The organism is Herbaspirillum sp. Her3 (genome assembly GCF_057961275.1).
Map to the genome: position 1 here is coordinate 2,116,216 of NZ_CM176328.1, position 26,286 is coordinate 2,142,501.

General features: G+C 61.6%; 22 protein-coding genes. 10 read left to right on the forward strand and 12 right to left on the reverse strand.

The genetic code is table 11. The features are described 5' to 3' along the window. Window positions 1-453 precede the first annotated feature (453 nt). From glnA to ntrC, 3 genes are all read left to right on the forward strand, one after another. Window positions 454-1,869 (forward strand): type I glutamate--ammonia ligase, encoded by a 1,416-nt coding sequence (gene glnA, locus ACVC5H_RS09740; protein WP_489622117.1) that lies wholly within the window; start codon window positions 454-456, stop codon window positions 1,867-1,869. A gap of 165 nt (window positions 1,870-2,034) precedes the next feature. Continuing rightward, a complete protein-coding gene (glnL, locus tag ACVC5H_RS09745) occupies window positions 2,035-3,108 on the forward strand; it encodes a nitrogen regulation protein NR(II) (RefSeq protein WP_489622118.1) in 1,074 nt (357 codons plus the stop codon). Between the two features lie 136 nt (window positions 3,109-3,244). Next, window positions 3,245-4,750, forward strand: coding sequence for a nitrogen regulation protein NR(I) (gene ntrC, locus ACVC5H_RS09750; protein WP_489622119.1), 1,506 nt, complete (start codon window positions 3,245-3,247; stop codon window positions 4,748-4,750). 190 nt (window positions 4,751-4,940) lie between these two features. On the opposite strand, the gene ACVC5H_RS09755 is transcribed toward ntrC, so the two are convergent. Genes ACVC5H_RS09755 through ACVC5H_RS09765 form a run of 3 tightly spaced genes read right to left on the reverse strand, consistent with a single transcriptional unit; the run spans window position 4,941 to window position 6,678 of the window. After that, complete coding sequence (locus ACVC5H_RS09755) at window positions 4,941-5,774, reverse strand: MBL fold metallo-hydrolase (RefSeq protein WP_489622120.1); 834 nt, start codon at window positions 5,772-5,774, stop codon at window positions 4,941-4,943. Between the two features lie 27 nt (window positions 5,775-5,801). After that, window positions 5,802-6,128 (reverse strand): hypothetical protein, encoded by a 327-nt coding sequence (locus ACVC5H_RS09760; protein ID WP_489622121.1) that lies wholly within the window; start codon window positions 6,126-6,128, stop codon window positions 5,802-5,804. Window positions 6,129-6,132: 4 nt separating this feature from the next. Then, entirely contained in the window at window positions 6,133-6,678 is a 546-nt protein-coding gene (locus ACVC5H_RS09765; RefSeq protein WP_489622677.1) for a sugar ABC transporter, read from the reverse strand. A 157-nt stretch (window positions 6,679-6,835) separates the two neighbouring features. On the opposite strand from ACVC5H_RS09765, the gene ACVC5H_RS09770 reads away from it, so the two are divergent. Continuing rightward, window positions 6,836-7,765: a LysR substrate-binding domain-containing protein gene (locus ACVC5H_RS09770; protein WP_489622122.1), complete on the forward strand. Its 930-nt coding sequence runs from the start codon at window positions 6,836-6,838 to the stop codon at window positions 7,763-7,765. Window positions 7,766-7,895: 130 nt separating this feature from the next. Here ACVC5H_RS09770 and ACVC5H_RS09775 read toward each other — a convergent pair whose 3' ends face one another. The 3 genes from ACVC5H_RS09775 to prpR form a co-directional block, all read right to left on the reverse strand. Continuing rightward, window positions 7,896-9,551 (reverse strand): methyl-accepting chemotaxis protein, encoded by a 1,656-nt coding sequence (locus ACVC5H_RS09775; protein WP_489622123.1) that lies wholly within the window; start codon window positions 9,549-9,551, stop codon window positions 7,896-7,898. A gap of 462 nt (window positions 9,552-10,013) precedes the next feature. After that, window positions 10,014-11,297 carry an MFS transporter gene (locus ACVC5H_RS09780; RefSeq protein WP_489622124.1) on the reverse strand — a complete coding sequence of 428 codons (1,284 nt, stop codon included), beginning with the start codon at window positions 11,295-11,297 and terminating at the stop codon, window positions 10,014-10,016. Between the two features lie 239 nt (window positions 11,298-11,536). Then, the gene (gene prpR / locus ACVC5H_RS09785; RefSeq protein WP_489622125.1) at window positions 11,537-13,189 is read right to left on the reverse strand and encodes a propionate catabolism operon regulatory protein PrpR; all 1,653 of its coding nucleotides are present in this window, start codon (window positions 13,187-13,189) and stop codon (window positions 11,537-11,539) included. Window positions 13,190-13,501: 312 nt separating this feature from the next. Between prpR and prpB the strand changes: the two genes are divergently transcribed. The 6 genes from prpB (at window position 13,502) to ACVC5H_RS09815 (ending at window position 19,410) form a co-directional block, all read left to right on the forward strand. Continuing rightward, window positions 13,502-14,392 carry a methylisocitrate lyase gene (gene prpB, locus ACVC5H_RS09790; RefSeq protein WP_489622126.1) on the forward strand — a complete coding sequence of 297 codons (891 nt, stop codon included), beginning with the start codon at window positions 13,502-13,504 and terminating at the stop codon, window positions 14,390-14,392. Window positions 14,393-14,443: 51 nt separating this feature from the next. Beyond that, complete coding sequence (gene prpC, locus ACVC5H_RS09795) at window positions 14,444-15,598, forward strand: bifunctional 2-methylcitrate synthase/citrate synthase (protein ID WP_489622127.1); 1,155 nt, start codon at window positions 14,444-14,446, stop codon at window positions 15,596-15,598. 212 nt (window positions 15,599-15,810) lie between these two features. Then, window positions 15,811-16,278 (forward strand): hypothetical protein, encoded by a 468-nt coding sequence (locus ACVC5H_RS09800; RefSeq protein ID WP_489622128.1) that lies wholly within the window; start codon window positions 15,811-15,813, stop codon window positions 16,276-16,278. Between the two features lie 353 nt (window positions 16,279-16,631). Next, window positions 16,632-18,518 (forward strand): propionate--CoA ligase, encoded by a 1,887-nt coding sequence (locus tag ACVC5H_RS09805; RefSeq protein WP_489622129.1) that lies wholly within the window; start codon window positions 16,632-16,634, stop codon window positions 18,516-18,518. 101 nt (window positions 18,519-18,619) lie between these two features. Next, complete coding sequence (locus tag ACVC5H_RS09810) at window positions 18,620-19,123, forward strand: arsinothricin resistance N-acetyltransferase ArsN1 family B (protein ID WP_489622130.1); 504 nt, start codon at window positions 18,620-18,622, stop codon at window positions 19,121-19,123. Further along, entirely contained in the window at window positions 19,123-19,410 is a 288-nt protein-coding gene (locus ACVC5H_RS09815) for a hypothetical protein (protein ID WP_489622678.1), read from the forward strand. The genes ACVC5H_RS09810 and ACVC5H_RS09815 overlap by 1 nt, the downstream gene beginning before the upstream one ends. Window positions 19,411-19,458: 48 nt before the next feature. Here ACVC5H_RS09815 and xth read toward each other — a convergent pair whose 3' ends face one another. The 6 genes from xth to ACVC5H_RS09845 form a co-directional block, all read right to left on the reverse strand. After that, on the reverse strand, window positions 19,459-20,226 hold the full coding sequence (gene xth, locus ACVC5H_RS09820) for an exodeoxyribonuclease III (protein WP_489622131.1): 768 nt from the start codon (window positions 20,224-20,226) through the stop codon (window positions 19,459-19,461). 264 nt (window positions 20,227-20,490) lie between these two features. Continuing rightward, entirely contained in the window at window positions 20,491-21,429 is a 939-nt protein-coding gene (locus tag ACVC5H_RS09825) for a hypothetical protein (RefSeq protein ID WP_489622132.1), read from the reverse strand. Between the two features lie 501 nt (window positions 21,430-21,930). After that, window positions 21,931-22,506: an FxDxF family PEP-CTERM protein gene (locus ACVC5H_RS09830; protein ID WP_489622133.1), complete on the reverse strand. Its 576-nt coding sequence runs from the start codon at window positions 22,504-22,506 to the stop codon at window positions 21,931-21,933. A gap of 668 nt (window positions 22,507-23,174) precedes the next feature. Next, window positions 23,175-23,942, reverse strand: coding sequence for a MipA/OmpV family protein (locus tag ACVC5H_RS09835; protein ID WP_489622134.1), 768 nt, complete (start codon window positions 23,940-23,942; stop codon window positions 23,175-23,177). Between the two features lie 146 nt (window positions 23,943-24,088). Beyond that, window positions 24,089-25,195 carry an alkene reductase gene (locus ACVC5H_RS09840; protein ID WP_489622135.1) on the reverse strand — a complete coding sequence of 369 codons (1,107 nt, stop codon included), beginning with the start codon at window positions 25,193-25,195 and terminating at the stop codon, window positions 24,089-24,091. Between the two features lie 153 nt (window positions 25,196-25,348). After that, window positions 25,349-26,194, reverse strand: coding sequence for a dienelactone hydrolase family protein (locus ACVC5H_RS09845; protein ID WP_489622136.1), 846 nt, complete (start codon window positions 26,192-26,194; stop codon window positions 25,349-25,351). Window positions 26,195-26,286 lie beyond the last annotated feature (92 nt).

Below are 26,286 nucleotides of genomic sequence, written 5' to 3' on the forward strand. Positions count from 1 at the left end.
AAAGGGCGAGGAGTGGTCGGAATGTCGGTGAAGTCCGGCAAAATCGGTGTGGCGCAGCAGCGCTGATTTTAAACAATATAAACAATTAGGCTATCTTCCCAAGCCGGTGCAGGCTGCTTCATCCGGGGCAAGCCCGCCCCAAGATGGCGCATGCTCTTTATTGGTGCAATTCAGCTCTTGTGCTGAAGATATGCATTATTGCGGTGCATTTTCGCCGTATCGCACTAAAATAATGCGTGCTGGCAGTCCCTCTGCACCGCGCTCAACGCCCCGTCTGCCGCAGCCTCCCTAAAATATTCCATTATTGGCGCACCTGAAAGGTTGGTGGCATGGAATCTGCTATCATCCGCGACTGAGTTCGGCGCAAGACCGTTGTATCAAATGCAAAGATCCAGTCGCAGAAAACGGCTCAACAACCCAATTTATACTACTTCCTCGTTTTAGGAGATTCGCATGGCAAGGACGGCCGCAGAGGTTTTGAAGATGGTCAAGGACAACGAAGTCAAGTTTGTCGACTTCCGTTTCGCTGACACCCGTGGCAAGGAACAGCACGTGACCGTGCCGGTTTCGCATTTCGACATCGACAAGTTCGAATCCGGTCACGCCTTCGACGGTTCGTCGATCGCCGGCTGGAAGGGTATCGAAGCCTCCGACATGCTGCTGATCCCGGACCCGAACACCGCCAACATCGACCCGTTCATGGAAGAGACCACCCTCTTCATGCAATGTGACGTGATCGAGCCGTCCGACGGCAAGGGCTACGACCGTGACCCGCGCTCCATCGCCAAGCGCGCTGAAGCCTACCTGAAGTCCTCCGGCCTGGGCGACACCGCCTACTTCGGTCCGGAACCCGAATTCTTCATCTTCGACGGCGTGCGCTGGGGCGCGGACATGTCCGGTTCCTTCGTCAAGATCGACTCCGAAGAAGCTTCCTGGAGCACCGGCGCCGAGATCGAAGGCGGCAACTCCGGCCACCGTCCGACCGTCAAGGGCGGCTACTTCCCGGTTCCCCCGGTCGACAGCTTCCAGGACATGCGTTCGGAAATGTCCCTGATCCTGGAATCCATGGGCATCCCCGTCGAAGTGCACCACCACGAAGTGGCCGGCGCTGGCCAGAACGAACTGGGCACCAAGTTCTCGACCCTGGTCGAGCGCGCTGACTGGACCCAGACCCTGAAGTACGTGATCTGGAACGTCGCCCACACCTACGGCAAGACCGCTACCTTCATGCCCAAGCCCCTGGTCGGCGACAACGGCTCCGGCATGCACGTGCACCAGTCCGTGTGGAAGGATGGCAAGAACCTGTTCGCTGGCGACGGCTATGCCGGCCTGTCCGAGTTCGCGCTGTACTACATCGGCGGCATCATCAAGCACGCCAAGGCATTGAACGCCATCACCAACCCTGGCACCAACTCGTACAAGCGTCTGGTCCCCGGCTTTGAAGCACCGGTCAAGCTGGCCTACTCGGCCCGCAACCGTTCCGCTTCGATCCGTATCCCGCACGTGGCCAACCCGAAGGGCCGCCGCATCGAGACCCGTTTCCCGGATCCCCTGGCCAACCCGTACCTGTGCTTCTCGGCCCTGCTGATGGCCGGTCTGGATGGCGTGCAGAACAAGATCCACCCGGGCGAAGCTGCCACCAAGGACCTGTACCACCTGCCGCCGGAAGAAGACAAGCTGATCCCGACCGTCTGCGCCTCGCTGGACGAAGCCCTGGAACACCTGGACAAGGACCGCGAGTTCCTGACCCGTGGCGGCGTCTTCACCGACAGCATGATCGATGCCTACATCGATCTGAAGATGCAGGAAGTCCAACGCTTCCGCATGACCACGCACCCGATCGAATTCGACATGTACTACTCGCTGTAATCGAATCCGTATCAGGAGAAAAAGGGGAAGCTTGCTTCCCCTTTTTTTATGCGCGGTGCGGCCGATCTCAGCACGCAGTGCGCCCGAAAATTGCTAGTCAGTATGGATCAACGACTGCGCAAGACCGAGCAAGAAGACATGACCCCAGGCATCACGAATCCTCCCATGAAGACACCGCTTCCTTCCCTCGATGGCCTCGACCTGCTGGCCTCGGCCGTGATCATCCTCGACGCCAACGGCGGCATCGTCTATGCCAACGCCGCTGCCGAGAACCTGCTGGAGAGCTCCTTCAAGGTACTCTCGCAACAGAAGCTGTCGGAGCTCTTCCTCAATGGCAAGGAGCTGACCGCGCTGTTCTACCAGGCCATCGAACACCAGTTCGCCGACAAGCGCCTGGACCTGGTGCTGGAACGCGCCAACCGCGAGCCACTGCAGGTCCACACCATCGTCACGCCGCTCGACAGCATCGACTGGCCGGTGCTGCTGGAGCTGCGCGAGAACGTCCAGCAACTCAAGCTGGACCGCGAAGAACGCATGTTCGACCAGAGCCAGGCCAACAAGGAGCTGATCCGCAACCTGGCCCACGAGATCAAGAATCCGCTGGGCGGTATCCGTGGCGCAGCGCAGTTGCTGGAGCTGGAGCTGCCCGAGCGCCACCTGAAGGAATTGCGCGAATACACCCAGGTCATCATCAAGGAAGCCGACCGCCTGCAAACGCTGGTGGACCGCCTGCTGGCACCGCACCGCCATCCCCACATCGTCGGCGACGTCAACATCCACGAAGTCTGTGAACGCGTGCGTAGCCTGGTGATGGCCGAGTTTCCGCAGGGGCTGACCATCAAGCGCGACTATGACCTGTCCATTCCCGAATTCCGGGGCGACAAGGAACAGCTGATCCAGGCGGTCCTGAACATCGTCCACAATGCCGCACAAGCGCTGGCCGACCGCATCCGTGCCGGCGATGCCGAGCTGATTTTGCGCACCCGCGTATCGCGCCAGGTGACGCTATCCAAGGTCAGATACCGGCTGGCACTAGACTTGCATATCATCGATAACGGTCCGGGTATTCCGCCCGACATCCAGGAAAGAATCTTCTATCCCCTGGTATCGGGTCGGGAAGGTGGTAGCGGATTGGGGCTGACCCTGGCGCAGACGTTCGTGCATCAGCACATGGGCGTGATCGAATGCGACAGCCGGCCCGGTTGTACCGATTTCAGAATACTTATACCGCTGCCGTGAGCATGGCCGCAGGCAGCGCGCCAAAGCTGAGTGGACGCAGGGCATCCGGTCCACCAAGGGGGCGCGGACAGGGTGCCAGAAGCGCCGTGATTCGCGGGAGCATTAACAGCATGACCAACGCAGGAAGAAGTTATTTATGAAGCCAATCTGGATTGTTGACGACGACGAATCGATACGCTGGGTGCTCGAAAAAGCACTGGCCCGAGAAAATCTCGCCACGCAGAGTTTTTCCAGCGCCCGCGACGCCATGGCGGCCCTGCAGAGCGGCACGCCGCAAGTGCTGGTGTCTGACATCCGCATGCCCGGCGCCTCCGGCCTGGAACTGCTGCAGACCATCAAGGCCAAGCATCCCGGCATCCCGGTGATCATCATCACCGCTTTCTCCGACCTGGATTCGGCGGTCTCCGCCTTCCAGGGCGGTGCCTTCGAATACCTGGCCAAGCCCTTCGACGTCGACAAGGCGGTCGAACTGATCCGCCGCGCCCTCGACGAGAGCCTGCGCGAGACCGACATCGAGCAGGGTGCCGCCCAGACTCCCGAGATTCTCGGCCAGGCGCCGGCCATGCAGGACGTCTTCCGCGCCATCGGCCGTCTGTCGCAATCCAACGTCACCGTGCTGATCACCGGTGAATCCGGCTCCGGCAAGGAGCTGGTGGCGCGTGCCCTGCACAAGCACAGCCCGCGTGCCAGCCAGCCTTTCGTGGCGCTCAACACGGCTGCGATCCCCAAGGATCTGCTGGAATCCGAACTGTTCGGCCATGAACGCGGTGCCTTCACCGGCGCGCAAGCCATGCGCCGCGGCCGTTTCGAGCAGGCCGAGGGCGGCACGCTGTTCCTCGATGAAATCGGCGACATGCCGCTGGACCTGCAGACACGCCTCTTGCGTGTGCTCTCAGATGGTCACTTCTATCGTGTCGGCGGCCATCAGTCGTTGAAGGCCAATGTACGCGTCATTGCGGCCACCCACCAGAACCTGGAGCAGCGTGTACGTGAAGGTTTGTTCCGCGAAGACTTGTACCATCGCTTGAACGTGATCCGTCTGCGCCTGCCCAGCCTGCGCGAACGTAGCGAAGACATTCCCATCCTGGCCCGCTACTTCCTGGCGCAAAGCGCACGCCAGCTGGGCGTGGAAGCCAAGCGCCTGTCGCCGCAGGCGATGCAGTTCCTGTCGCAGCTGGAATTCCCCGGCAACGTGCGCCAGCTGGAAAACCTGTGCAACTGGATCACCGTGATGGCCCCGGGCCAGACCGTGGAGATCAAGGACCTGCCGCAAGACCTGGTGGAAGAACGCGTCCACGCACCGCAACCGGCGCAGACCGTCTCCGCTCCCGCGTCGGCATCGGCGGCCGCGCTGGCCGCGCCGGTGGCGTATGCCGATCCGGCTGCTGGCGTGGCAGCGGCGGATACCGCAGGCGGTACCTGGATCTCGCTGCTGGAAACCGAAGCGGCCCAGATGCTGGCTTCCGAGCAGCCCGAGGTGATGGATATCCTCGGCCGCCAGTTTGAAGCCGCGCTCATCAAGATCGCCCTGAAGCATACCCACGGCCGCAAGAACGACGCCGCCGTGCGCCTGGGCATCGGCCGCAACACCATCACCCGCAAGATCCAGGAACTGGGCATCGGCGGCGCCGAAGACGACTGAGCGGTCATCAGCAAACAGTTAGCAACAGTCAGCAGGGGAGGCCTGCCCGCGTGCCGCCGCGTGGGCAGGATCAGCAAGGGGAAGAGGCGGCGGCCCATAAAAAGGAAATGGCCTGGATCGTGAGATCCAGGCCATTTTTATGTGCATCGTTCATCCCTGGGTTGCCTGGCAGGTACGTGGTTCACCCGCTTCACCGCTGCTGGTTGACGAGCCGGTAGTGGTTGCCGGCTCGGATAATCCGCACGAAGCCTTCTTCGCCGAGGTGCATACCCGCAATGAGTAGTTGGTCGGCACTGACGATATCGAGCAAGCGCATCCGAGTGGCAGCGGCAAGATGGGGATCGAGATCGAATGCGATGGAGACTTCAGGGCGACTGATCTGCAGGTGTGGGAAATGCACGATATCACCCCAGATCAGCAGGTCCTGATCATTCGACTGGACCCGAAACCCGCAATGTCCGGCGGTATGTCCGGGAAGCGCCAGGGCGCTGATGCCCGGGAGTACCTCTTCGCCAGCGAAGGTGCGGATGCGGTCCCGATACTGCTCGAACACCTGGCGCGCCAAGAGAAAGTTGCCGCGAGACCGCTCGTTGGCGCGGTGCAGGTGGATATCGTTTTGCCAGAAGGAGAGTTCCTGTTCATGCAATACCAACTCGGCGTCGGGAAAACTGAGTTCTCCTGCGCCATTGAGCAACCCTCCGATATGATCGGGATGAGCATGGGTCAGGAGCACCGTATCGATGTCGGAAGGTCGTACACCGGCCCGTTTGAGATTGTCCTGCAACTTGCCACCCCATTGCTTGAAGCCACCTGCACCCGTGTCGATCAACACGGTTCGGCTCTGGCTGCGGATCAGATAGCAATTGATATGGATGGCAGAGGGGGCGCTCACACCGGCTTCGTGCTGCAGCCGAGCGGCCTCCGCGGGATCGATGTTGGACAGTACGTCCAGTGGGGCGCTGAGAAAACCGTCGCTGATGGCGGTGACGGAAAAATCGCCGATTTGCTGACCGGGGAAATTCATTTTCGTGTTGTCGTCTTCGGTGAGGTATCAATTGCGCGCACTGATGGCCTGCGCTGCGTAGGCAAAGCAGCGGATGCGCGGGATCAGTCCGGTATGGGCTTGTATGGCCGCGTCGAGTTGTTGCATGAAATCGTCCATGACAGCCGGCGTTCTGTTGGTCGCCATCCGATAGCGGATCTCGGCCCATGCCGGATGACCTTTTCCATGGATGGCTGCGACATAGATGATATGCACGTTTTCCGGCAGGGCCTCCAGAATTCCGGTGCAGAGCCGTTCGCAGCTTGCGCTCAGTCTGTCCAGGCAGTCTGCGCCAGGCATCCGTTCCTGGCGGATGAAGATTGTCACGTTGGGCATCGCGTCAGCTCGCTGGTTGGTTTGCCGGTCCGCTACCGCTCCTCAGTTGCGCGGTCATGGGCGTATAGAGGTGGATTCCTTCAGGCAGAGCGGCGGGATCGATCTCCATGGAATCGGGCAGGACCGCCATCCATCGCTGTGGCGGAAATTTCTCCAATGCGACTGCATTGAGCAGCCAAGGCGATAATCCCATCGCCAGTAGCGGATCGGGGCCCGTCGCGCTGAGCAGCAGATAGGCGCCGTGGAGCAGGGCAGGCGCAGGTGCCGGTGTTTCGTAGAGGTTGCGGTGCCAGTGCGTGATGTGTTGCTGCCAGCGTGCGAAATTGCCGCCCCCTTTGCGCCGATACTCCTCGGAGAGCAGTACGTCGAGATGGTCGATGGTATGCAGCGCAAGATAGACCGGGCAGCCTTTGCTCAAGGCCTTGAATCGTTGCGAAGTGCGAAAGCCGCTCACGGAGATGAGGGCGGGGAGCTTTTCCAGGCTATAGAAATCGTTCCATTCTGCCTCGCTGACGGGATCGGCAAAGCTGCATTCGACGGTGTAGATCATCATGATGACGGTCCGCCAGTCCTCGGGACGGTGGCGTGTGTGGTTGAGGAGTTGTCATGATAGGTAGCATTTTTTCCCCAATAAATCGATATTTAGGTAAGCTTCAATGACAAAAGCTAAGGCTGGAGTAGCCACTTATCTCCCGGTCAGGAACCCCATGCGACGCAGGATCCCTAGCAACAGTTCACTCATGGCATTCGAGGCTGCGGCACGTCACGGCAGCTTCGCCCGGGCTGCCGAAGAACTGGCGCTGACGGAAGGTGCCATCAGCCGTCAGATCGGGCGTCTGGAAGGATTTCTCGGGGTAACGCTGTTTGAGCGGATCGGCAATCGTGTGCGCTTGCTGCCACATGGCCAACGCTACGCCAGCCACGTCCGGGAAATACTTGAGCGTCTGGACCGCGATAGTCAGCATCTGATGTCCCAGCCCACCAATGGGTTCAGCCTGGATATCGCAGTGAGCCCCACGTTCGCCATGCGCTGGCTCATTCCCCGTCTACCGCGCTTGACAGCATTGCATCCCGACATCACGGTTCATTTTTCCCAACGCATGGAGCCGTTCCTGCTGGCCGACAGTGGCTTGGATGCGGCGATTCATTTCCTCCATCCGGCCTGGGCTGGAATGCACACCTATCGCTTGCTCGATGAGGTGCTGGTTCCGGTATGTCATCCAGCATTGTTGCGAGGCGCAAGCTGTACGCCGGCACTGGACAGCTTGCCCAGATTGCATCGACGCCAGAATCACGACGCCTGGCAGCGCTACGCCGCGCAGACCGGGATAAGCCTGACGCATGCCGCCCAAGGCCCCCGCTATGACTTGCATGGGATGCTCATCGAGGCCGCGTTGGCCGGCCTGGGCGTAGCGCTGGTGCCACGCCTGTATGTGGAAGGGGAGCTGGCGCAAGGCCGGCTGGTGGCGCCATGGCCGCAAGATGCAGGCATTTCCAAAACATTCTGTCTGGTGCTGCCTGAGCCGTTGCAACATGCTGGCGAGCCCCTCAAGGCGTTCGCACAATGGCTCCTGGAAGAAGCCAAACGGCCGGCCGGGCTTGGCTGGCTAGAGACTAAAGAAAATGGGCTGGATTGAACAGCGCCCCAAAAGCTGGAAATCCAGGCTGTGGGGTGCTGTTCCAGGCCATCTTTATGGCATGGTCCGACTAGAAAGAACGGTAATTAAATAAATCATATATATTATTTATAAAGTTCGGATGGCGCTTTCAATGCGAAGCGGACGTTGCCAGCAGTCGTGTATGCGCCACCGCGCCCGAAGCGTTGCCCAGGCTGACGGACTGCCCTCCTTGCAGCGTGTTGAGCCGCTCCTCTTCCAGCTGGAACACCGAGACCGCCGTGGTCAGTGCCTGTGCCTGCTGCATCATGGATTGCGCCGCTGCGGCGGCCTGTTCGACCAGGGCGGCATTCTGCTGCGTCACCTGGTCCATCTGCACGATGGCGGTGTTGACCTGGCCGATGCCGGCGCTCTGTTCTTCCGAGGCCGAGGCGATGTCCTGCATCAGTTCAGTGGTACGGGTGGCCGAACGCATGATCTCCGCGATGGTGCCGCCGGCTGCTTCGACCAGCTGGGTGCCGCTCTGGATGCGGCCCACCGAGCTTTCGATCAGGTCCTTGATTTCCTTGGCGGCGGCCGAGCTGCGTTGTGCCAGCGCGCGTACTTCGGTAGCCACCACGGCAAAGCCGCGCCCGTTTTCGCCGGCCCGCGCTGCTTCCACGGCGGCATTGAGGGCCAGGATATTGGTCTGGAAGGAGATGCCTTCGATGACCGTGATGATGTCCGACATCTGGTGCGAACTCACGCTCATCTCGCGCATGGTAGTGACCACCTTTGCGATCTCGGATTCGCCCCGCTGCGCCACGGCCGCGCCATCGCCGGCCATGCGGCTGGCCTGGCGTGCATTGTTGGCGTTCTGCTGCACGGTGCTGGTCAGTTCCTCCATGCTGGAGGCGGTCTCTTCAAGCGACGCAGCCTGTTCTTCGGTGCGCTGCGAGAGGTCGACGTTGCCTTGCGCGATCTCCTGTGCGGCCACGTGGATGGCGCCGCTGGCCTGCTTGATCTGGCCCACCAGGCCGGCGAGCTGGTCGCGCATGATCATCAGCGAACGCATCAGGCTGCTCTGGTCATTGGATTTCAGTTCCAGCCGCGCAGCGAGGTTGCCAGCGGCGATCTGGCCTGACAGCCACATGGCCTGGCCGGGCTCGCCGCCCAGCTGGCGCGTGAGGCGGCGGCTGATCAGCAGGGCGATCACCAGGCCGGCCACGGCTGCGGCCAGGGTGAAGGTGGTGATGATTCCGTAACTGCGCGCGTAACTGGACTGCCCCTGTTCGGCGGCCTGGGCAGCGCCCTGCTGATTGATGCTGATGATCTCCTGGATCTTTGCTTCCATGGCGGTACGCACCGGATAGAGCGTGTCCTTCATGATGTTGGCGGCTTCGATGTCATTGCCGTGCTCGACGGTTTGCAACAGCTGGTCGCCGATCTGCTTGTACTTGACCAGCAAGTCCTGCAGTGCATCGAAGGCCTTCTGTTCGGCCGGCGTACTGATCAACTGGCGATACTGTTCAGCGGCCTTGCCGTAGCGGCCCAGGGCCGAGGTGATGCGGGTCCGGGCGTCTTGCATGCGCTGGGCGTCGTTGGCGGTAAGGGCGCGGTACTGGGCCAGGTTGACTGCGCGCATTTCGGCGAGCATGGTTTGCGCCGTGCTGACGCTGGGCATCCAGTTGGTCTGGACCTCGATGAGCTGGGCATTGATGTTGCCCATCAGGTAGAGGGCATTGCCACCCAGCGCGGCCATGAACAGGATCAGGATGGAAAACCCCAGCATCAGCTGGGTGGAGACTTTGGTTGTTTTGAAATTCACGATGGACCCCGAGGGATGCGACCAGCCACCTCAAGGCGGCCTGCGCGGTGGATGACGGATGCTCGGAATGCCTGGCCTGGTGGCTTGCGCGCCTCGGCCAGCAAAACCCTGCTGGCATGGTACCGGTGAAGTTTTTCATTGCTTTGGAGAGCATGTCTGGCGGCTTCGTCGGGGTCGTCGGGCTACGTCTGCAGTGCATACCGGAACGCGAGTACGCGTCCTTCATATGCTGCCAAATCCTGCATTGGAAGGACGCGCACCGCACTGTAATGTGAGTGTTTCCCGAGCACAATATGTAGTTTCTTGCCGATGAGCCAGATCGGACGCCACCTTGCGCGTCTTGGTCGCGCCTGGTGAGAAAACGTCGGAGGGGAGTCAAAAGAAGAGGCGCAGGGCGGCGGAAAATCACCGCCCCGGCAAAGCAAGGATCTGCTGCCTCAGAAGGCAGCAGGGGGGGCAAGATCAGCGCAGGCGCAAGACGTAGCGTGCCGCCAGCGTTGCCGCCAGGCTCAGCACCGCGCCAACGATGACGAAGTAGCTCACCGAGAGCTTGTTGCCGGTGAAGTCGATCAGCCAGGTGATGATGAGGCCGGCGAAGCCGCCGAAGATCGTCACGGCGATGTTATAGGCCAGCGACATGCCGGTGCCGCGCGTGGCCACCGGGAAGATGTCGGCCAGCAGCGCCGGCATCGCGGCGAAGTACATGGTCATCAGCACGCCGATCACGGTCTGCAGCAACAGCAGTTGCAGGAAGCCCGGCGAGTTGGTCAGGAACACGAACATCGGATAGGTCAGCACGATGTAGAGCGCGCTGCTGGCGATCATGAAGGGCGTGCGGCCGATCTTGTCGGACAGTGCGCCCACCAGCGGCGAGCCGATGAACATGATCAGCCCGGCCACCGACATCGCGGCAAACGAGGACCAGGCCGGCAGGCCCAGCTGCTTGACCGCGTAGGTCGGGATGTACAGCGACAGATACACCGAGACGGTCGCCATGACGACGCTGCCCGCACCGATCAAGAGGCGCATCTTCTGCTGCGCGAAGGTATCGCGCAGGGGCGCATCGGTCTTCTCGCTGGATTCCTTGAACTCCGGTGCTTCATCCAGGTGGCGGCGGATGTAGATGCCGGCCGGGGCGATCAACAGGCCAAAGATGAAGGGCACGCGCCAGCCCCAGGACGCCAGCTGTTCCGGCGTGAGCATGTTGTTGAGCACGGCGCCGAAGACCGCCGCCAGCAACAGGCTGATGCCCTGGCTGGCGACCTGCCAGCTGGAGAAGAAACCACGGCGATGCGGCGCGTGTTCCACCAGGAAGGCGGTGGAGCTGCCGAACTCGCCGCCGGCCGAGAAGCCCTGGATCATCTTGCCCAGCGCGATGCCGGCCGGTGCCAACAGGCCGATGCTGGCATAGCTGGGCATGAAGGCGATCATGGCCGTGCCGATGGTCATGAGGGTGATGGACAGCATCAGCGCCGCCTTGCGGCCGGCGCGGTCGGAATACGCACCCAGCACCACCGCGCCCAGCGGACGCATGAAGAAGGACACGCCGAAGGTAGCGAAGGTCAGCAGCAGCGAGACGCTATCGTCGCCGGTAGGAAAGAACTGCTTGGCGATGACCACGGCGAAGGCGCCATAGATGAGGATGTCGAACCATTCGAGCGCATTGCCGATGGAAGAGGAGATGATCGCACGCCGCGCTTGCGGATGCGTGGTGCCGGCGCCGGGCGCCGTGGTGTTGCTGGTCATGGAGACTCCTGATGGATACGGTGGATGGAGGAGCGGCGCGCCTTTTTGGCCCGAGGGCAGCGGCGGCGTGGCTGTGCGGGGGTGGCGGCAGGCTCCCCTGTGACGGCCGCAGCCGTTACAGCGGGCGAGGATAGGCGGCGCGATGCGGCACTGTCAAGGCGCAATGCGGGGGATTATCAGAGGGCAGGACGCCAGTGGGATATTGCTAAATTATTTTCCTGAATCCTCACCCCGCTGGCTCACTCCTGAGCCTCGTGCGGCGTCTCCTTGAGCTTGCGCCACAAGGTCGTGCGGCTCATGCCCAGGTGCCGCGCGGCAGCGGCGCGATTGCCGCGAAACCGGCGCAGCGCGGCGTGGATCTCCTCCAGGTCGGGAACGGATTCACTGGGGACCTGCAGGTCCGCAGCGGATGCATCTGCCGCAGCAGAGGCCCCCCCCAGCTCCGGCGCCACCCGCAAGATCAGCGCCGCCGTCAGTGCCTGCAGCGGCTCGGCCGCGAGGAACAGCGCCAGCCGCTCCATCAGGTTGCGCAGTTCGCGCACGTTGCCCGGCCAGTCATACGCACACAGCAACGGCGCGCAGCGCAGGATCTCGGCGCCCAGGTTGGCGTGCGGGCGTGCGTCGAGCGCGGCCAGGGCATGCTTGAGATGCCACTCGGCCAGCGCCGGGATATCGTCGCGGCGCGCGCGCAGCGGCGGCAGTTGCAGGCGCAGCACGCTGAGGCGGTAATACAGGTCGGCACGGAATCGTCCCTCGCGCACGCGTGCTTCCAGATCGCAGTGGGTGGCGCTGATGATGCGCACCTGGACTGCAATGGGCCGCGTACCGCCCACGCGCACCACCTCGCGCTCTTCCAGCACGCGCAGCAAACGCGTCTGCAGCGGCAGCGGCATCTCGCCGATTTCATCGAGCAGCAGGGTGCCGCGATGCGCCGCTTCGAACACCCCGGCGCGGCCACCCCGGCGTGAACCGGTGAAGGCGCCTTCTTCGTAGCCGAACAGTTCGGACTCCAGCAATGATTCAGCCAGCGCCCCGCAATTGATGGCCACGAACGGGTGCGCCGCCTGCGTCTTGCCCTGCATGCGCGGATGCGCGCGGTGGATGGCTTGCGCGGCCAGTTCCTTGCCGCTGCCGGTCTCGCCCTGGATCAGCACGTTGGCCGGCGAGCGCGCAAAGAGCGTGATCGACTGGCGCACCGCCTCCATCACCGCCGAGTCGCCGCGCAAGTCCTTCAGGTGATGCCGTGCGCGCAGGCTGTCAGCCACCGGCAGGCTGGGGCCGCGCGTGCTCTCCAGCTGCGTCAGGCGCGCCAGTTCCAGCGCATCCTCGAAGGCCTGGCGCACCGTCGCCGAGGAGTACAGGAAGATGCCCTGCAGGCCGGCTTCCTCGGCCAGGTCGGTGATCAGTCCGGCACCGACGACAGCCTTGATGCCGCCTGCCTTCAGTTCCTGCACCACCGCCCGCGCATCTTCCTCGGTGGCATAGGTGCGCTGGGCGATGTCCAGCCCGAACATCTGCTGGAATTCGGCCAGGGCCGGCATGGCTTCCTGATAGGTGACCAGGCCGATGCGCGCACTGATCTGGCGGGCGCGGGCCAGCGCCTGCATGACATCGAAGCCGCTGGCGCGCGCCACCACCACCGGCACCGGCAGGCGGCTCTTCAGGTAGGCGCCGTTGGAGCCGGCCGAGATCACCACGTCGCAGCGCTCGCTGGCCAGCCGTTCGCGGATGGCGCGCACGGCCTCGTCGAAACCCAGGTGGATGGGCTCGATGTCGGCTACCTCGTCGAATTCCAGCGTGATGTCGCGGAACAGCTCGGACAGGCGGGAGACGGACACGGTCCAGATCACCGGTTGATGGGCATCGCGGTCGGCGGGGGCAGGGCGTTTCATGGTGGGTGTTCGTGCTGTTTCAGTGAAACGTTAATGTAACATCGCTGAAACGCTCTCGCTTGCGGCAGATCAAGCTGCCTGGTGCCGCGCCGCGCTCTCGCGCCTTCCCGGAGGCCAGCCGGAAACCCTTGATGTGATTGAGGTTCCGGGCAGGGTGAAGCTTTCTTCAGGCCCGCAACCAGCGCATGCTGCACTGCGATGGCACGGCCGTTGCAATGGTGAAGGCATGTGTCGCAGAACGGGATTTTTTCCGGCGCTGCCCAGCTTTGTTGAAATCTTCAGCCACTCCAACTTACCGAGAAGGTGTCCATCATGGCTCTCCACTCCGCAGGCGCAGCGTTCCGCCAGGCCGTCCAGGAAGAATCCCCCTTGCAAGTCATCGGCGCGATCAACGCCAACCACGCCCTGCTGGCCAAGCGCGCCGGCTTCCGTGCGATCTACCTCTCTGGCGGCGGTGTGGCAGCCGGTTCGCTGGGCTTGCCCGACCTGGGCATTTCCAACCTCGATGACGTGCTCACCGACGTGCGCCGCATCACCGACGTGTGCGACCTGCCGCTGCTGGTGGATATCGATACCGGCTTCGGCGCCTCCGCCTTCAATGTGGCGCGCACCGTCAAATCCATGATCAAGTTTGGCGCCGCTGCCGTGCATATCGAGGACCAGGTTGGCGCCAAGCGCTGCGGCCACCGTCCCGGCAAGGAAATCGTCAGCAAGCAGGAAATGGTGGACCGCATCAAGGCCGCCGTGGATGCCCGCACCGACGAGAACTTCGTCATCATGGCGCGCACCGATGCGCTGGCCGTGGAAGGACTGGAGGCCGCCATCGAGCGCGCCGTGGCCTGCGTCGAAGCCGGTGCCGACATGATCTTCCCGGAAGCCATCACCGACCTGGCCATGTACAAGCAGTTCGCCAATGCCGTGAAAGTGCCGATCCTGGCCAACATCACCGAGTTCGGCTCGACCCCGCTGTTCACGGTGGAGGAATTGAAGGGCGCCGACGTGGGCCTGGTGCTCTATCCGCTCTCGGCCTTCCGCGCCATGAACAAGGCCGCCGAAAACGTCTACCAGGCTGTGCGCCGCGACGGCACCCAGAAGAACGTGGTCGATACCATGCAGACCCGCATGGAACTGTATGACCGCATCGATTACCACAGCTACGAGCAGCGCCTGGATGCGCTGTTCGCCCAGCAGAAGAACAAGTAAGCCCCTTCCGATAAAGCGTTGTCACCCCATACCGATTACGAGGAGAACACGATGAGCGACCAGCAAGCCCCCGGTTTCAAGCCCAAGAAGTCCGTTGCCCTCTCTGGCGTCACCGCCGGCAACACCGCCCTGTGTACCGTCGGCAAGACCGGCAATGACCTGCACTATCGCGGCTACGACATCCTGGACGTGGCCGACAGCTGCGAGTTCGAGGAAATCGCCCACCTGCTGGTGCACGGCAAGCTGCCCACCGCCGCCGAACTGCGCGCCTACAAGGCCAAACTGAAAGCCTTGCGCGGGCTGCCGGCCAACGTCAAGGCGGCGCTGGAATGGCTGCCGGCCGCCTCCCACCCGATGGACGTGATGCGCACCGGCGTGTCGGCCCTGGGCTGCGTGCTGCCCGAGAAGGATGACCACAACACCCCCGGCGCCCGCGATATTGCCGACCGCCTGATGGCCTCCCTCGGTTCCATGCTGCTGTACTGGTACCACTACAGCCACAACGGCAACCGTATCGAAGTCGAGACCGATGACGATTCCATCGGCGCCCACTTCCTGCACCTGCTGCATGGCGAGAAGCCCTCCGAGGCTTGGGAAAAGGCCATGCACACTTCCCTGATCCTGTACGCGGAACACGAATTCAACGCCTCCACCTTCACCGGCCGCGTCATCGCCGGCACCGGTTCGGACATGTACTCGGCCATCACCGGCGCCATCGGCGCGCTGCGCGGCCCCAAGCATGGCGGTGCCAATGAAGTGGCCTTCGAGATCCAGAAGCGCTATGACAATCCGGACGAAGCCGAAGCCGACATTCGCCGCCGCGTCGAGAACAAGGAAGTGGTGATCGGCTTCGGTCACCCGGTCTACACCATCTCCGACCCGCGCAACAAGGTCATCAAGGAAGTGGCACGCAAGCTCTCCAGGGAAGCCGGCTCGACCAAGATGTTCGACATCGCCGAACGCCTGGAAACGGTCATGTGGGACATCAAGAAGATGTTCCCCAACCTGGACTGGTTCTCGGCCGTGTCCTACCACATGATGGGCGTGCCCACGGCGATGTTCACGCCGCTCTTCGTGATTGCCCGCACCTCGGGCTGGGCCGCGCACATCATCGAGCAGCGCATCGACAACAAGATCATCCGTCCCTCGGCCAACTACGTCGGGCCGGAAGATCTGAAGTTCGTGCCGATTGGCAAGCGCAAGTAAGCCTGCAGACAGGCGGCCGGGAGGCGCAAGGAGCAAGAGAGGGAGAGGGAGCAGCCAGAAGAAGGAAGCGGCGGCCGGCGTGTGTCGGCCGCCCCATTCCTGACATTTGTAACATGTGTAGTTTATGGTCGAGGCAAGTGAAAAAACTTGTTAAGATGCGGTCGGATCATTTCCGAGCCCGCCTCTACCATTGACTCTCCATGGATCATCCGATGATTGCTGCCGTCGCTTCCCGTCTTGTTTCCCGCCTTGATGTCTGCCGTGATTCTGGCTTGCCCCTGAAGTCCCTGGGCCTGGCCGGTGCCGTTGCCTTCGCGCTGTCCGCCTGCTCGTCCACGCCCGAGCCGGTCCCGGTCACCGAGACCAAGCCGGTACTGCCGCAATTGCTGCAGGCGCCCGCCGCCACGCAACCGAGCTGGGCCACCCAGTTGAAGACCGGTGCTTTCAGTTGCGAGATGGGCAACAAGGTCGAGATCCGCATGGAAGGCCGTGTCACCGATGGTGTCACGCTGGTGTGGAAGGGCAGCAGCTACATGATGAACCCAGTCAGCACCTCGACCGGTGCAGTGCGTCTGGAGAACAAGGGCGAAGGCCTGGTGTGGATCCAGATCCCGTCGAAGTCCATGCTGCTCAATTCCAAGATCGGGCAGCAACTGGCCAACGACTGCCGCACGCGCTGATTCTGCAGCGCATCGCGCCGTCGTGATGGCCTGAGCTCGGCGCGTTCTCTCCACTTTCCGTTTCCTCTCTTCCCTTGTCATGCCGATGGCGTCAGCGTCATCGGCATCGCTCCAGCCGTTGTTCGTCTGCGCACTTGATCTGCATCATCCGCCCCTGCGAGAAGCGTTCGCAGGAGAAGAGGATTCAGTGAGCCGTAAGCTTCAGGTGCAAGACTGAATTGACCGTCGCATGAGGGCCACGCATGGCAGGGCGCGCTCTGCACCTGCTTCAGAGCCACGCGACCATCGACCTGCAGGGCAGGCAGTATCAGGTCGAGCGCAGTTTTCCAATTCGAGAGACATGAGGAGACGTCATGCAATACGAGGATTTCCATCGCCGTTCCATCGAGCAGCCCGATGCCTTCTGGGCCGAAGAAGCGCAGCGCATCTACTGGGACAAGCCCTTCACCCGCACCCTCGATTATTCGCGCGCACCCTTTGCGCGCTGGTTCATCGGCGGCACCACCAATCTCTGCTACAACGCGGTGGATCGTCACCTGGGCGAGCGTGCCAGGCAAGCGGCACTGATCGCCATCTCCACCGAAACCAATACCGAACGCGTCTACGACTTTGCCGAGCTGCACCGCGAAGTGCAGGCCATGGCGGCCACCATGCTGGCGCTGGGCGTGCAGCGCGGCGACCGGGTACTGATCTACATGCCCATGATCGCCGAGGCAGTCTTTGCCATGCTGGCCTGCGCGCGCATCGGCGCGGTGCATTCGGTGGTGTTCGGCGGCTTTGCCTCCAACAGCCTGGCCTCGCGCATCGATGATGCACAGCCGCGCCTGATCGTTTCGGCCGATGCCGGTTCGCGCGGCGGCAAGGTGATTCCCTACAAGGGCTTGCTGGACGAGGCCATCAACCTGGCCGGGCACAAACCGCAGAAGGTCTTGCTGGTCGATCGCGGCCTGGCCGACATGGCACGCACTACAGGGCGCGACGTCGACTACGCCCCCTTGCGCCAGCAGCACCTGGACCAGCCGGTGCCGGTGGCCTGGCTGGAATCGAATGAAACCAGCTACGTGCTCTACACCTCCGGCACCACCGGCAAGCCCAAGGGCGTGCAGCGCGACGTGGGCGGCTATGCGGTGGCGCTGGCGTCGTCCATGCAGCACATCTTCTGCGGCAAGCCCGGCGAGACCTACTTCTGCACCTCCGACATCGGCTGGGTGGTGGGGCACTCCTATATCGTCTATGGACCGCTGATCGCCGGCATGGCCACCGTGCTCTATGAAGGCCTGCCGATCCGCCCCGATGCCGGCATCTGGTGGAACATCGTCGAGAAATACAAGGTCACCCGCATGTTCTCCGCGCCCACTGCCATTCGCGTGCTCAAGAAGCAGCCACCGGAATGCATGGAGCGCTACGACACCTCCTCGCTCAAGGCGCTCTACCTGGCGGGCGAGCCTTTGGATGAAACGACGTCGAGCTGGATTTCGGGCGCCTTGAAGGTGCCGGTCATCGACAACTACTGGCAGACCGAATCGGGCTGGCCCATCATCTCCATCGCCAAGGGCATCAGCGACAAGCCCACGCGCCTGGGCAGCCCGGGCGTGCCCATGCCGGGCTATCGCCTGGCCATCCTCGACGAGGCCACCGGCGAACCCTGCGCCCCCGGCGAGAAAGGTGTGGTCGCCATCGAAGGACCGTTGCCACCGGGCTGCATGCAGACCGTCTACGGCGACGATGAGCGCTTCGTGAAGACCTACTGGCGCAGCCTGCCGCGCGAGGTGTATTCCACCTTCGACTGGGGTATCCGCGATGAGGACGGTTACTACTTCATCCTCGGCCGTACCGATGACGTCATCAACGTTGCCGGTCACCGCCTGGGTACGCGTGAGATCGAGGAGAGCATCTCCAGCCATCCCAATGTCTCCGAAGTGGCCGTGGTCGGCGTGGAAGACAAGCTGAAGGGTCAGGTGGCGATTGCCTTCGCCATTCCCAAGCAGGCCGATGCGATGGCTACGCCCGAGCAGCGCAAGGCCCTGGAAGCCGAGATCATGGCCGTGGTGGACAAGCAGATCGGTGCAGTGGGCCGGCCGGCGCGGGTGTTCTTCGTCAGCGGCCTGCCCAAGACGCGCTCGGGCAAGCTGTTGCGCCGGGCCATCCAGTCCATCTGCGAAGGCCGCGATCCGGGCGAGCTGCCGACCATCGAGGATCCGGCCGCGCTGGAGCAGGTGAGGGTGGTCATCAAGGACTGATGCATGCGCGAGCAGGCGGCCTTGCTTTGGTGCAGGGCCGCCGTCGCCTGCGTAATTTGGTTACACTGACGGATTCCGTTTTTCCTCGATACCGTCCGCCCATGCAGCCTTCCATTCGCCCGGCCACTGCCGCCGATGCTCCCGCCGTCTGCGGCATCTACAACCACTACGTGCAGACCACTGCCATCAGCTTCGAGACTGAGCCGGTCAGCGACGAGGCCATGGCCGCGCGCATTGCCGAGGTGCAGGCGAACTTTCCCTGGCTGGTCTTTGAGGAGCAGGGCGAGGTGCTGGGTTACGCCTATGCCAGCAAATGGAAGCCGCGCGCGGCTTACCGGCATTCCGTGGAAAGCTCGGTCTACCTGCGTCACGATGCTGGCGGACGTGGCATCGGCAAGCAGTTGTATCGCGAGCTGATTGCCCAGCTCAAGCCGCTGGGCGTGCATCTGGTCATTGGCGGCATCGCCCAGCCCAATCCGGCCAGCGTGGCCTTGCATGAGAGCGTGGGCTTCGTGAAGTGTGGCGTCTTTACCGAAGTCGGTTACAAGATGGGCCGCTGGATCGACGTCGGCTACTGGCAACTCAAACTGCAAGAGGCCCAATGATGCGATCCACCCGAGCCGCCAGCGCCATCGAGCGCCTCAACAACCGTACCGAATCGCGCGAGTATTCGATGCTGCGTACATCGGACGAGCGTTTCATCCTGACCCGGCGCGTGGCCGGCCAGCCGCTGGAAAAACTCAATGAAGCCATGGAGCTGGACGAGTTCGTCGCCTTCGTCAATGCCCAGGGACCGCAGAAGGCCAAGCGCGTGAGCAAGCTGGACGTGCAGTTCGAGAAGAACATGCGCAACAAGAAAGAAAAAACGCCACCCGAAGGTGGCGCTGAGTAAAGCTTGGCATAAACGATATAAATTATTTATGCCCAGGCTGCGCGAACATCAGTCCGCCAGCGTGGCAATCACGGGGGCGTGATCCGACGGCTGTTCCCACTTGCGCGGCACCTTGTCGATGACGCAGGCGGTGCAGCGCGGCACCAGTTCTTCCGACAGCAGGATGTGGTCGATACGCAGGCCGCGATTGAGGCGGAAGCCCATCTGGCGGTAATCCCACCAGCTGTACATTTTTTCGGGTTGTTCGAAGAGGCGGTAGGAGTCCGTCAGGCCCAGGGCCTGCAGCTTGCGGAAGGCTTCGCGCTCGGGTTCGGACACCAGCACCTGGCCTTGCCAGGCCACCGGATCGTGCACGTCGCGGTCTTCGGGGGCGATGTTGTAGTCGCCCAGCAGGGCCAGGCGCGGGTTCTTTGCCTTTTCTTGCGCCAGCCATTCGTGCAGGGCGGCCAGCCAGTTCAGCTTGTAGGGATATTTCTCGGATTCCAGCGACTGGCCGTTGGGGATATAGGCGCAGACGTAGCGCACGCCTTCGATGGTGGCGGCGATGATGCGTTGCTGCTCGTCGGGGAAGAGCGGATTGTTCTTGACCACATCGTTCATCGGATGGCGCGAGAGGATGGCCACGCCGTTGTAGGTCTTCTGGCCGGAGAACTCGACCAGGTAACCGGCGGCCGCGATCTCGGCGGTGGGGAACTTGTCGTCGGTCAGTTTGGTTTCCTGCAGGCAGAGCACGTCGACCGGGTTTTCTTCCAGCCATTTCAGCACTTGCGGCAGGCGGACCTTGAGGGAGTTGACGTTCCAGGTGGCGATTTTCATGGGGACAATGCGATGGTGAATCGGAGGCGGGCCCGGGCGCATCGGCGCCGATACGGAACGGGCAACGGGCGCCATCTTACCGCATTCGCGCCTGGGGCAGGTCCCCCGCTGCCACTTGCACCAGACCTGGTCCCTTAAGTCTGCACGCTACTGACTTTTCTGAGGTCATAGCATTCTGGAACGGGGCCCTTCAAATGAATGAACTCGATGAATAGGTCGTTTATCTGAATGAGAGAGGGTATAAATGATCAGAATTGTGACGATTCAAATGGTGCCTTTCCGTCTGAGAAAACCCCTGGGGCTGGTTATGGTGTTTGAGGTCGCTTCCACATTTGGAGCCATATCACGCCATGTATCGGTAAATTTCTTCCAGCCATTTTCCTTAGAAAATTTTTTGTAGAACTCTGAGTAAGTTTCGAATTCCTGATCACTGGTATTCTGAATGAAAGAATCCACTTTCACTGCGATGGTAGAAACAGCGCGATAGTATTTCATCATTGCCGCATCGCCATTTTTGTGCTGGTCCAAGTGAAGCATTAATGGCAAGGGAGACAGATGAGAGATTTTTGATAGGCAGTGATACATACGACGTAGGAGCTCTGGATGGGCACTGATGCTCTCTGTTTTAGGAAAGTGTCGCAGGATCCAGCAGACGTGAACAGCGGTAATCTCTCTTATGGAAATATGCGTGACTCGAATCTCATACATGGATTGTAAGAGTCTAAAAAGGACCGCCGTCGCGCACATGTCTGCGTCAAGTTCTATCGCGTGGAGGCGCGCTTCCGATTCGCCTAGTTCTTCGCAAACCGAATTATGTCTGCGCACGCTGTGAAAAGCCTCATGCGCTAGCATCCAAGCAAATGACATGTTTGGGAATGCAGATGAAGGCGAGCGGTAAGGCCAGAATTCAACAAGATCGTTGATAGGGGGGGAGGGGACTGAAAGGCAATGGTCAATCATTCCTCGGCTTATCTCTATCCGTCCATGAATTCCTTGCGCGATGAATTCGTCGCTAGGAAGAACTCTTATTTCGATCGGATCGATTGCGGAAAATTGATACGACCAAACTTGCGACAGAACTTCGGGAATCCACTGAAATAACAAGCCTATTGCGTTCTTCCTTTCTATTGGCTCAATAGACCGCAAATATTCTTCGGTGTTTTGCGAACGCTCGATCTTAATATCGAAAAAGTTCTGCGACATTTTTCTTCAACCCCCGATAGTTGCCTTTTGGTAAGGGTTCTTGTGTAATTTCCGGCGGTAGCGGAAAGCAATAGCATTAAGGTTTAGGTCTCCCTCTATTTCGCAGTCATGTGAGGATTGGAGAGAACGTAATGGAGCGGTCCGCATCGATGAAAAAGCCCTGCTAAGTATTGGCAAGCCTTAATAAATCAATGCCGTAATCTCCACGTTGCGTAGTGTGAAAGGAGGCTGGTGAGCTCATGGTTTTTGAAGAGCCATTATGTTAATGGCAATGAATCTAGCACGGGAAGTGCCGTTATCGCGCGAAGAAAAGCCTCGGTTGGTAAAAATACAAATGCCGTGCGGAAAACGTGTCGAAGAGCAATCACGTCGAGTGAGCCGAATGCTGTCATTCCAAATACTCCGTGTTCTACAAAGCAGAAGGGGAACACCTTCCCAGGTGCTCCCCTTGCCCTGACCTGAAGCACCTGCTAGCCGGTCTCAGCAGTTAGATCAACGCGCTTACGCCGGCATCATCTGCCCATCCATCCGCGCACCCTTGTCACCCTTATCCCCCGCCTTGCGACGACGATAAGCCGCAAAGCCGATCAGGCCCAGGCCGCCCAGCATCATGGCCGTGGTCGAGGCTTCCGGGACCGGCGCTACGCTGATGTTGCCCGCGAAGCTGCCACCGGACGTACCCAGTACGGTACCCGCCACCGACAGCGTATACAGGCCGGCAGTCAGCCCATTGGTGCGCAGGCTGAAGGTCTGTAGGTCACCGCTGCTGACCTGGGTGCCGGTGTAGGTCTGGCCATTGCCGCTCAGCGTGAAGCTGTCGATGCCCAGGCGCGACAGGCCGTCCAGGGCAATCGATACCACTGCCGAGGAGACCGCCGAACCTGCGCTGCCCACGTTGAAGGTGAAATTCTCCAGGAAGGTCAGCCCGGTGGTGCCGTCGCCGTAGCGTGCATTGAAGGTGGACGTGGCGTCGGTCCACACCAAAGCACGCGTGCGTTCGAGATCGGCCGCGCTTGCCGAAGATGCCATCGCGACGAAAGCGGACGCGACAAGGAAACTGCTCAACAGTTTTTTCATAACACACCTCTTTCCAGTTCGATTGATTGGTATTTGATTGCGAAAGCACTGCAAGGGGAAATGTCTTCCGGCAGGTTTTATTGTTGGTGTTGGCAAGGCCAGAAGTGTGCGTCTCGGTTTGTGATTTTTGTTCAAGGAGACGGAGTGAGAGTAATGGATAAATACTAAGACTTGCAACAAATTATTACGTTTTTCTGGTAACTCCTGTTGCGATGTAGGAATCCGTGAAGTCGCTCTGGTAAAGCGTTTCAGGCGATATATGGGTTATCTTGAGGCAATGTATTTGATTGCGGAAACTAAGTTTTTCCGGCAACTGTTTTTGTTCTCATGCGCTGAAAAATAGGACAAATTTTGCGTCAGAAAAAGTGACGCATGAAAACATTCGGGAATTATTTACGCATTGAAAGCGCGGCCGTGGAAGCCAGCTCTACAGTAAAAAAATTAGCAAGCGAGGCAAGCTCATCATTGCGTGCTTGCGTGTCGGGTGAAGAGGGCTGTGTCACCAGGCATAACGCAAGTCTCCTGCGAGCCCATGACAACGCTCGCATCAGGACGCGCAGGGAAGAATGGGGAAGAAAGAAAAACGAAAGGGAAGCAGGCAGGGCAGCAGCGCAGGCTCGCCACCACCCGAAGCCGGCCGGGCGGCCAGCATCGGGAGCAGACGCGGATTACTTGAAGTGATAGGTCACTGCCACGATGGCGGTGTCATCGGTGTGGCGGCGTACCAGCGGGCTGTCGGCCAGCGTATTGTCGAGCCATTTGTGTAGCCACTGCAGGTTGAGGTGCCAGTCACCGGTCAGCGGGACGTCGGCCGCGAGTCCCAGCATGGGGCTGGTGGAGGCGCCGGCGCTGTACTGGCGCAAGCCGCTGGCCGCCGCTTCGCTGGCGGAGACACCGACGAAGTAGTCGTTGTAGCTGCCGCTGCGGTATTGCACACCGGCTTGCGGATAGAAGCTCACCGGGCCGAGATTGAACTGGGCGGCATACATGGCCTCGGCCAGGGTGCCGTGCGACTTGTTGAAGTCACGGAAGACATTGAAGAAGAAGGCGCCGAAGGGCGTTTCCTGATAGGTGCCGATGCCCAGTGGCAGCGCGTGCGAGCGGCGGTCCACGCCGCGTTGGGCGTCGAAGCCGTCCGAGGTCGCGCGTCCGGCCAGTTCCAGGTAGCCGTAGCCCATGCGCACGGTCTTGACGCCGAAGGTGTCCAGACGCGCGAAGAAGCGGCCATAGTCGAAGTAGGCATAGGGCAGCACTTCAGTGCGACGGTGCGGATCGGGGCCGCTGCGGTCCATGTTGAACACGCCCGCGCCAAGGTCACCCGTGATGCGGTCCTGCAGTTGCAGGGGATCAGCCGAGCTGGCCGTGGCGTCGGCTTGCTGGGCCAGGGCGGGAAGCGCGCAGCCGGCCAGCGCGAGAGTGGCGAAGAAGGTTTTCATGATGAGCCGTGGAGATGAAAGCAAGTCGCATTGTAGCGGGCAGGGCCGCATCCCGGTCTCAAAGTGCATCGGGTCAGCAACACGGCTGCATAAAAAAATGGCCTGCCGCTCAGGCAGGCCATTCTCGCAGAACGTATCGTACCGGCTCAGGACTGCTGCAGGGCCGGATAGTCGATGTAGCCTTCTGCGCCGCCGCCATAGAGCGTGGCCTGGTTGAACTGCGCCAGCGCGGCGCCGGCCTTGAAGCGTTCCACCAGGTCCGGGTTGGCGATCCACGGGCGGCCGAAGGCCACCAGGTCGGCCAGGTTGCGCTCGCGCGCTTTGACGGCCATCTCCAGGTCATAGCCATTGTTGGCGATGTAGAGGCCCTTGAATAGATCGCGCAGCACCTGCAGGTCGAAGCCTCCCTCGACCTCGCGCGGGCCGCCGGTGGCGCCTTCCACCACGTGCAGGTAGACCAGCTTGTAGCGGTTCAACTGCTCCACCACGTAGCTGAACAGTGCCTTGGGATCGCTGTCGGCGATGTCGTTGGCCGGGCTGACGGGGGAGAGGCGGATGCCTACCCGTTCGCTCGGCACCACCGAGGTCACGGCTTGCACCACTTCCAGCAGCAGGCGGGCACGGTTCTCGATGCTGCCACCGTAGGCGTCGGTGCGCTGGTTGGTTTTGTCGCGCAGGAACTGGTCCAGCAGGTAGCCGTTGGCCGCGTGGATTTCCACGCCATCAAAGCCGGCCTGCATCGACAGCTGGGCGGCAGTCTTGTATTGCTCGACGATGCCGGGCAGTTCGGACGCCGCCAGCGCGCGCGGTTCGACGAAGGGCTTGAAGCCGCTCTCGGTAAAGGCATTGCCCTCGGGCTTGACGGCCGAGGGCGCGACCGGCAGCGCGTTGCCGGGTTGCAGGTCGGGGTGCGAGATGCGGCCCACGTGCCACAGTTGCAGGAAGATGCGGCCACCCTTGGCGTGCACGGCATCGGTGATCTTCTTCCATCCGGCCACCTGGGCCTGGTCGTAGATGCCCGGTGTCCAGGCGTATCCCTTGCCCTGCGGCGAGATCTGCGTGGCCTCGGCAATGATCAGGCCGGCACCGGCGCGCTGGGCATAGTACTCGGCGGCCAGTTCGCTTGGCACGTCGCCGGCCCGGGCGCGGCTGCGGGTGAGCGGAGCCATGACGATGCGGTTCTGCAATTGCACGGCGCCCAGTTGTACGGGCTTGAAGAGGTCGCTTTGAAGATGGGCATTGGCGTTGGTCATGCTGATCCTTTCTTGTGGGCATACATTGAGGTGTACTGCGTCGACCTGCTGACCGACCATGGCGGGTTGGCAGTGTTCCGACAAAGGAGCATCAGTCTAGACGGGAACGGGCGGGCTTGCAGAAAGCCCGGCGACTTTGCTGCCGGGCAAGCTTCAGGGCGCCAGCTGATCGAGCCATGGCCCCAGCCGCGCCAGCGCATCCTTGCGTGCGATGCGGTTGGCCTCGACCGCCTGGCGCGCACTGCCGGGGTCGTCGAAGTCATGGGTGGCTCCTGCATAGAGCGTGACCACGGGGGCAGGCGCCTCGCGGATGCGGATGGCCTGGCGCAGCACGCGCTGGCAGGTCACCGGGGAGACTTCTTCATCGGCGCTGCCCAGCAGCACCTGCATGGGTTTGTCGATCTCGGGATGGGAAGACAGCAGGGCTTGCCGTCCGCAGCCGGGATAGAACACCAGTGCAGCGGCAAACGCGGGTCCCTCGCCTGCGGGCCGCTCAGCCTGGCGCTGCATCACGTTCAAGGCCGTGCTGCCACCGTTGGACCAGCCTTGCAGCATGATGCGGCGGACATCGACCTCGCTGCGCGCAGCCAGCCATTGCAGCGCGCCTTCGGCATCCAGCGGGCGCACGGTCAGTTCATTGACGGCGGCGCGTTCAGGCGCGCCGTGGGTGTAGCGTCCAAAGCCATGGGCCACGCCGCGCGGGCCGAAACTGTCCACCAGCAGGACCACGTAGCCGCGTGCGAGCCAATAGGCGGCCCAGGTGCGATGGCGCGCGGTGAGGGTATCGGCATCGCAGGGCGAGGGAATGGCCGGCCCGATCTGGGTGCAGTTGGCGTTCACACGCGAGGAATACAGGCCGCCTCGCCCGTGCAGCAGCACCATGGCCGGATGCGGTCCGGCACCGAAGGGCGTGTAGAGATAGCCGGTGAGGGTGGTTTTACCGTCAGATGAAGGAAAACGCACGGTCTGCGCAGGGGGCAGCGGCGTGTCTTGCGCCATGGCCTTTTCCGGCGTGCCCAGGAAGACGGCGCCCAAGGTGAGTAAAAAGATGAAAAAAAACCACCGCAAGCCGAAGGGCTGCGGTGGTCGGT

Bases quoted from the DNA above. Each gene is read 5' to 3' on its own strand.
- ACVC5H_RS09815 (WP_489622678.1), top strand. From the start codon at position 19,123: ATGCGATCCACCCGAGCCGCCAGCGCCATCGAGCGCCTCAACAACCGT.
- ACVC5H_RS09755 (WP_489622120.1), bottom strand. From the start codon at position 5,774: ATGAATTTCCCCGGTCAGCAAATCGGCGATTTTTCCGTCACCGCCATC.
- ACVC5H_RS09840 (WP_489622135.1), bottom strand. From the start codon at position 25,195: ATGACCAACGCCAATGCCCATCTTCAAAGCGACCTCTTCAAGCCCGTA.
- ACVC5H_RS09765 (WP_489622677.1), bottom strand. From the start codon at position 6,678: ATGATCTACACCGTCGAATGCAGCTTTGCCGATCCCGTCAGCGAGGCA.
- glnA (WP_489622117.1), top strand. From the start codon at position 454: ATGGCAAGGACGGCCGCAGAGGTTTTGAAGATGGTCAAGGACAACGAA.
- glnL (WP_489622118.1), top strand. From the start codon at position 2,035: ATGAAGACACCGCTTCCTTCCCTCGATGGCCTCGACCTGCTGGCCTCG.
- ACVC5H_RS09805 (WP_489622129.1), top strand. From the start codon at position 16,632: ATGCAATACGAGGATTTCCATCGCCGTTCCATCGAGCAGCCCGATGCC.
- ACVC5H_RS09780 (WP_489622124.1), bottom strand. From the start codon at position 11,297: ATGACCAGCAACACCACGGCGCCCGGCGCCGGCACCACGCATCCGCAA.
- ACVC5H_RS09760 (WP_489622121.1), bottom strand. From the start codon at position 6,128: ATGCCCAACGTGACAATCTTCATCCGCCAGGAACGGATGCCTGGCGCA.
- ACVC5H_RS09835 (WP_489622134.1), bottom strand. From the start codon at position 23,942: ATGAAAACCTTCTTCGCCACTCTCGCGCTGGCCGGCTGCGCGCTTCCC.
- ACVC5H_RS09800 (WP_489622128.1), top strand. From the start codon at position 15,811: ATGATTGCTGCCGTCGCTTCCCGTCTTGTTTCCCGCCTTGATGTCTGC.
- prpB (WP_489622126.1), top strand. From the start codon at position 13,502: ATGGCTCTCCACTCCGCAGGCGCAGCGTTCCGCCAGGCCGTCCAGGAA.
- prpR (WP_489622125.1), bottom strand. From the start codon at position 13,189: ATGAAACGCCCTGCCCCCGCCGACCGCGATGCCCATCAACCGGTGATC.
- xth (WP_489622131.1), bottom strand. From the start codon at position 20,226: ATGAAAATCGCCACCTGGAACGTCAACTCCCTCAAGGTCCGCCTGCCG.
- ACVC5H_RS09825 (WP_489622132.1), bottom strand. From the start codon at position 21,429: ATGTCGCAGAACTTTTTCGATATTAAGATCGAGCGTTCGCAAAACACC.
- ACVC5H_RS09830 (WP_489622133.1), bottom strand. From the start codon at position 22,506: ATGAAAAAACTGTTGAGCAGTTTCCTTGTCGCGTCCGCTTTCGTCGCG.
- ACVC5H_RS09845 (WP_489622136.1), bottom strand. From the start codon at position 26,194: ATGGCGCAAGACACGCCGCTGCCCCCTGCGCAGACCGTGCGTTTTCCT.
- prpC (WP_489622127.1), top strand. From the start codon at position 14,444: ATGAGCGACCAGCAAGCCCCCGGTTTCAAGCCCAAGAAGTCCGTTGCC.
- ntrC (WP_489622119.1), top strand. From the start codon at position 3,245: ATGAAGCCAATCTGGATTGTTGACGACGACGAATCGATACGCTGGGTG.
- ACVC5H_RS09810 (WP_489622130.1), top strand. From the start codon at position 18,620: ATGCAGCCTTCCATTCGCCCGGCCACTGCCGCCGATGCTCCCGCCGTC.
- ACVC5H_RS09770 (WP_489622122.1), top strand. From the start codon at position 6,836: ATGCGACGCAGGATCCCTAGCAACAGTTCACTCATGGCATTCGAGGCT.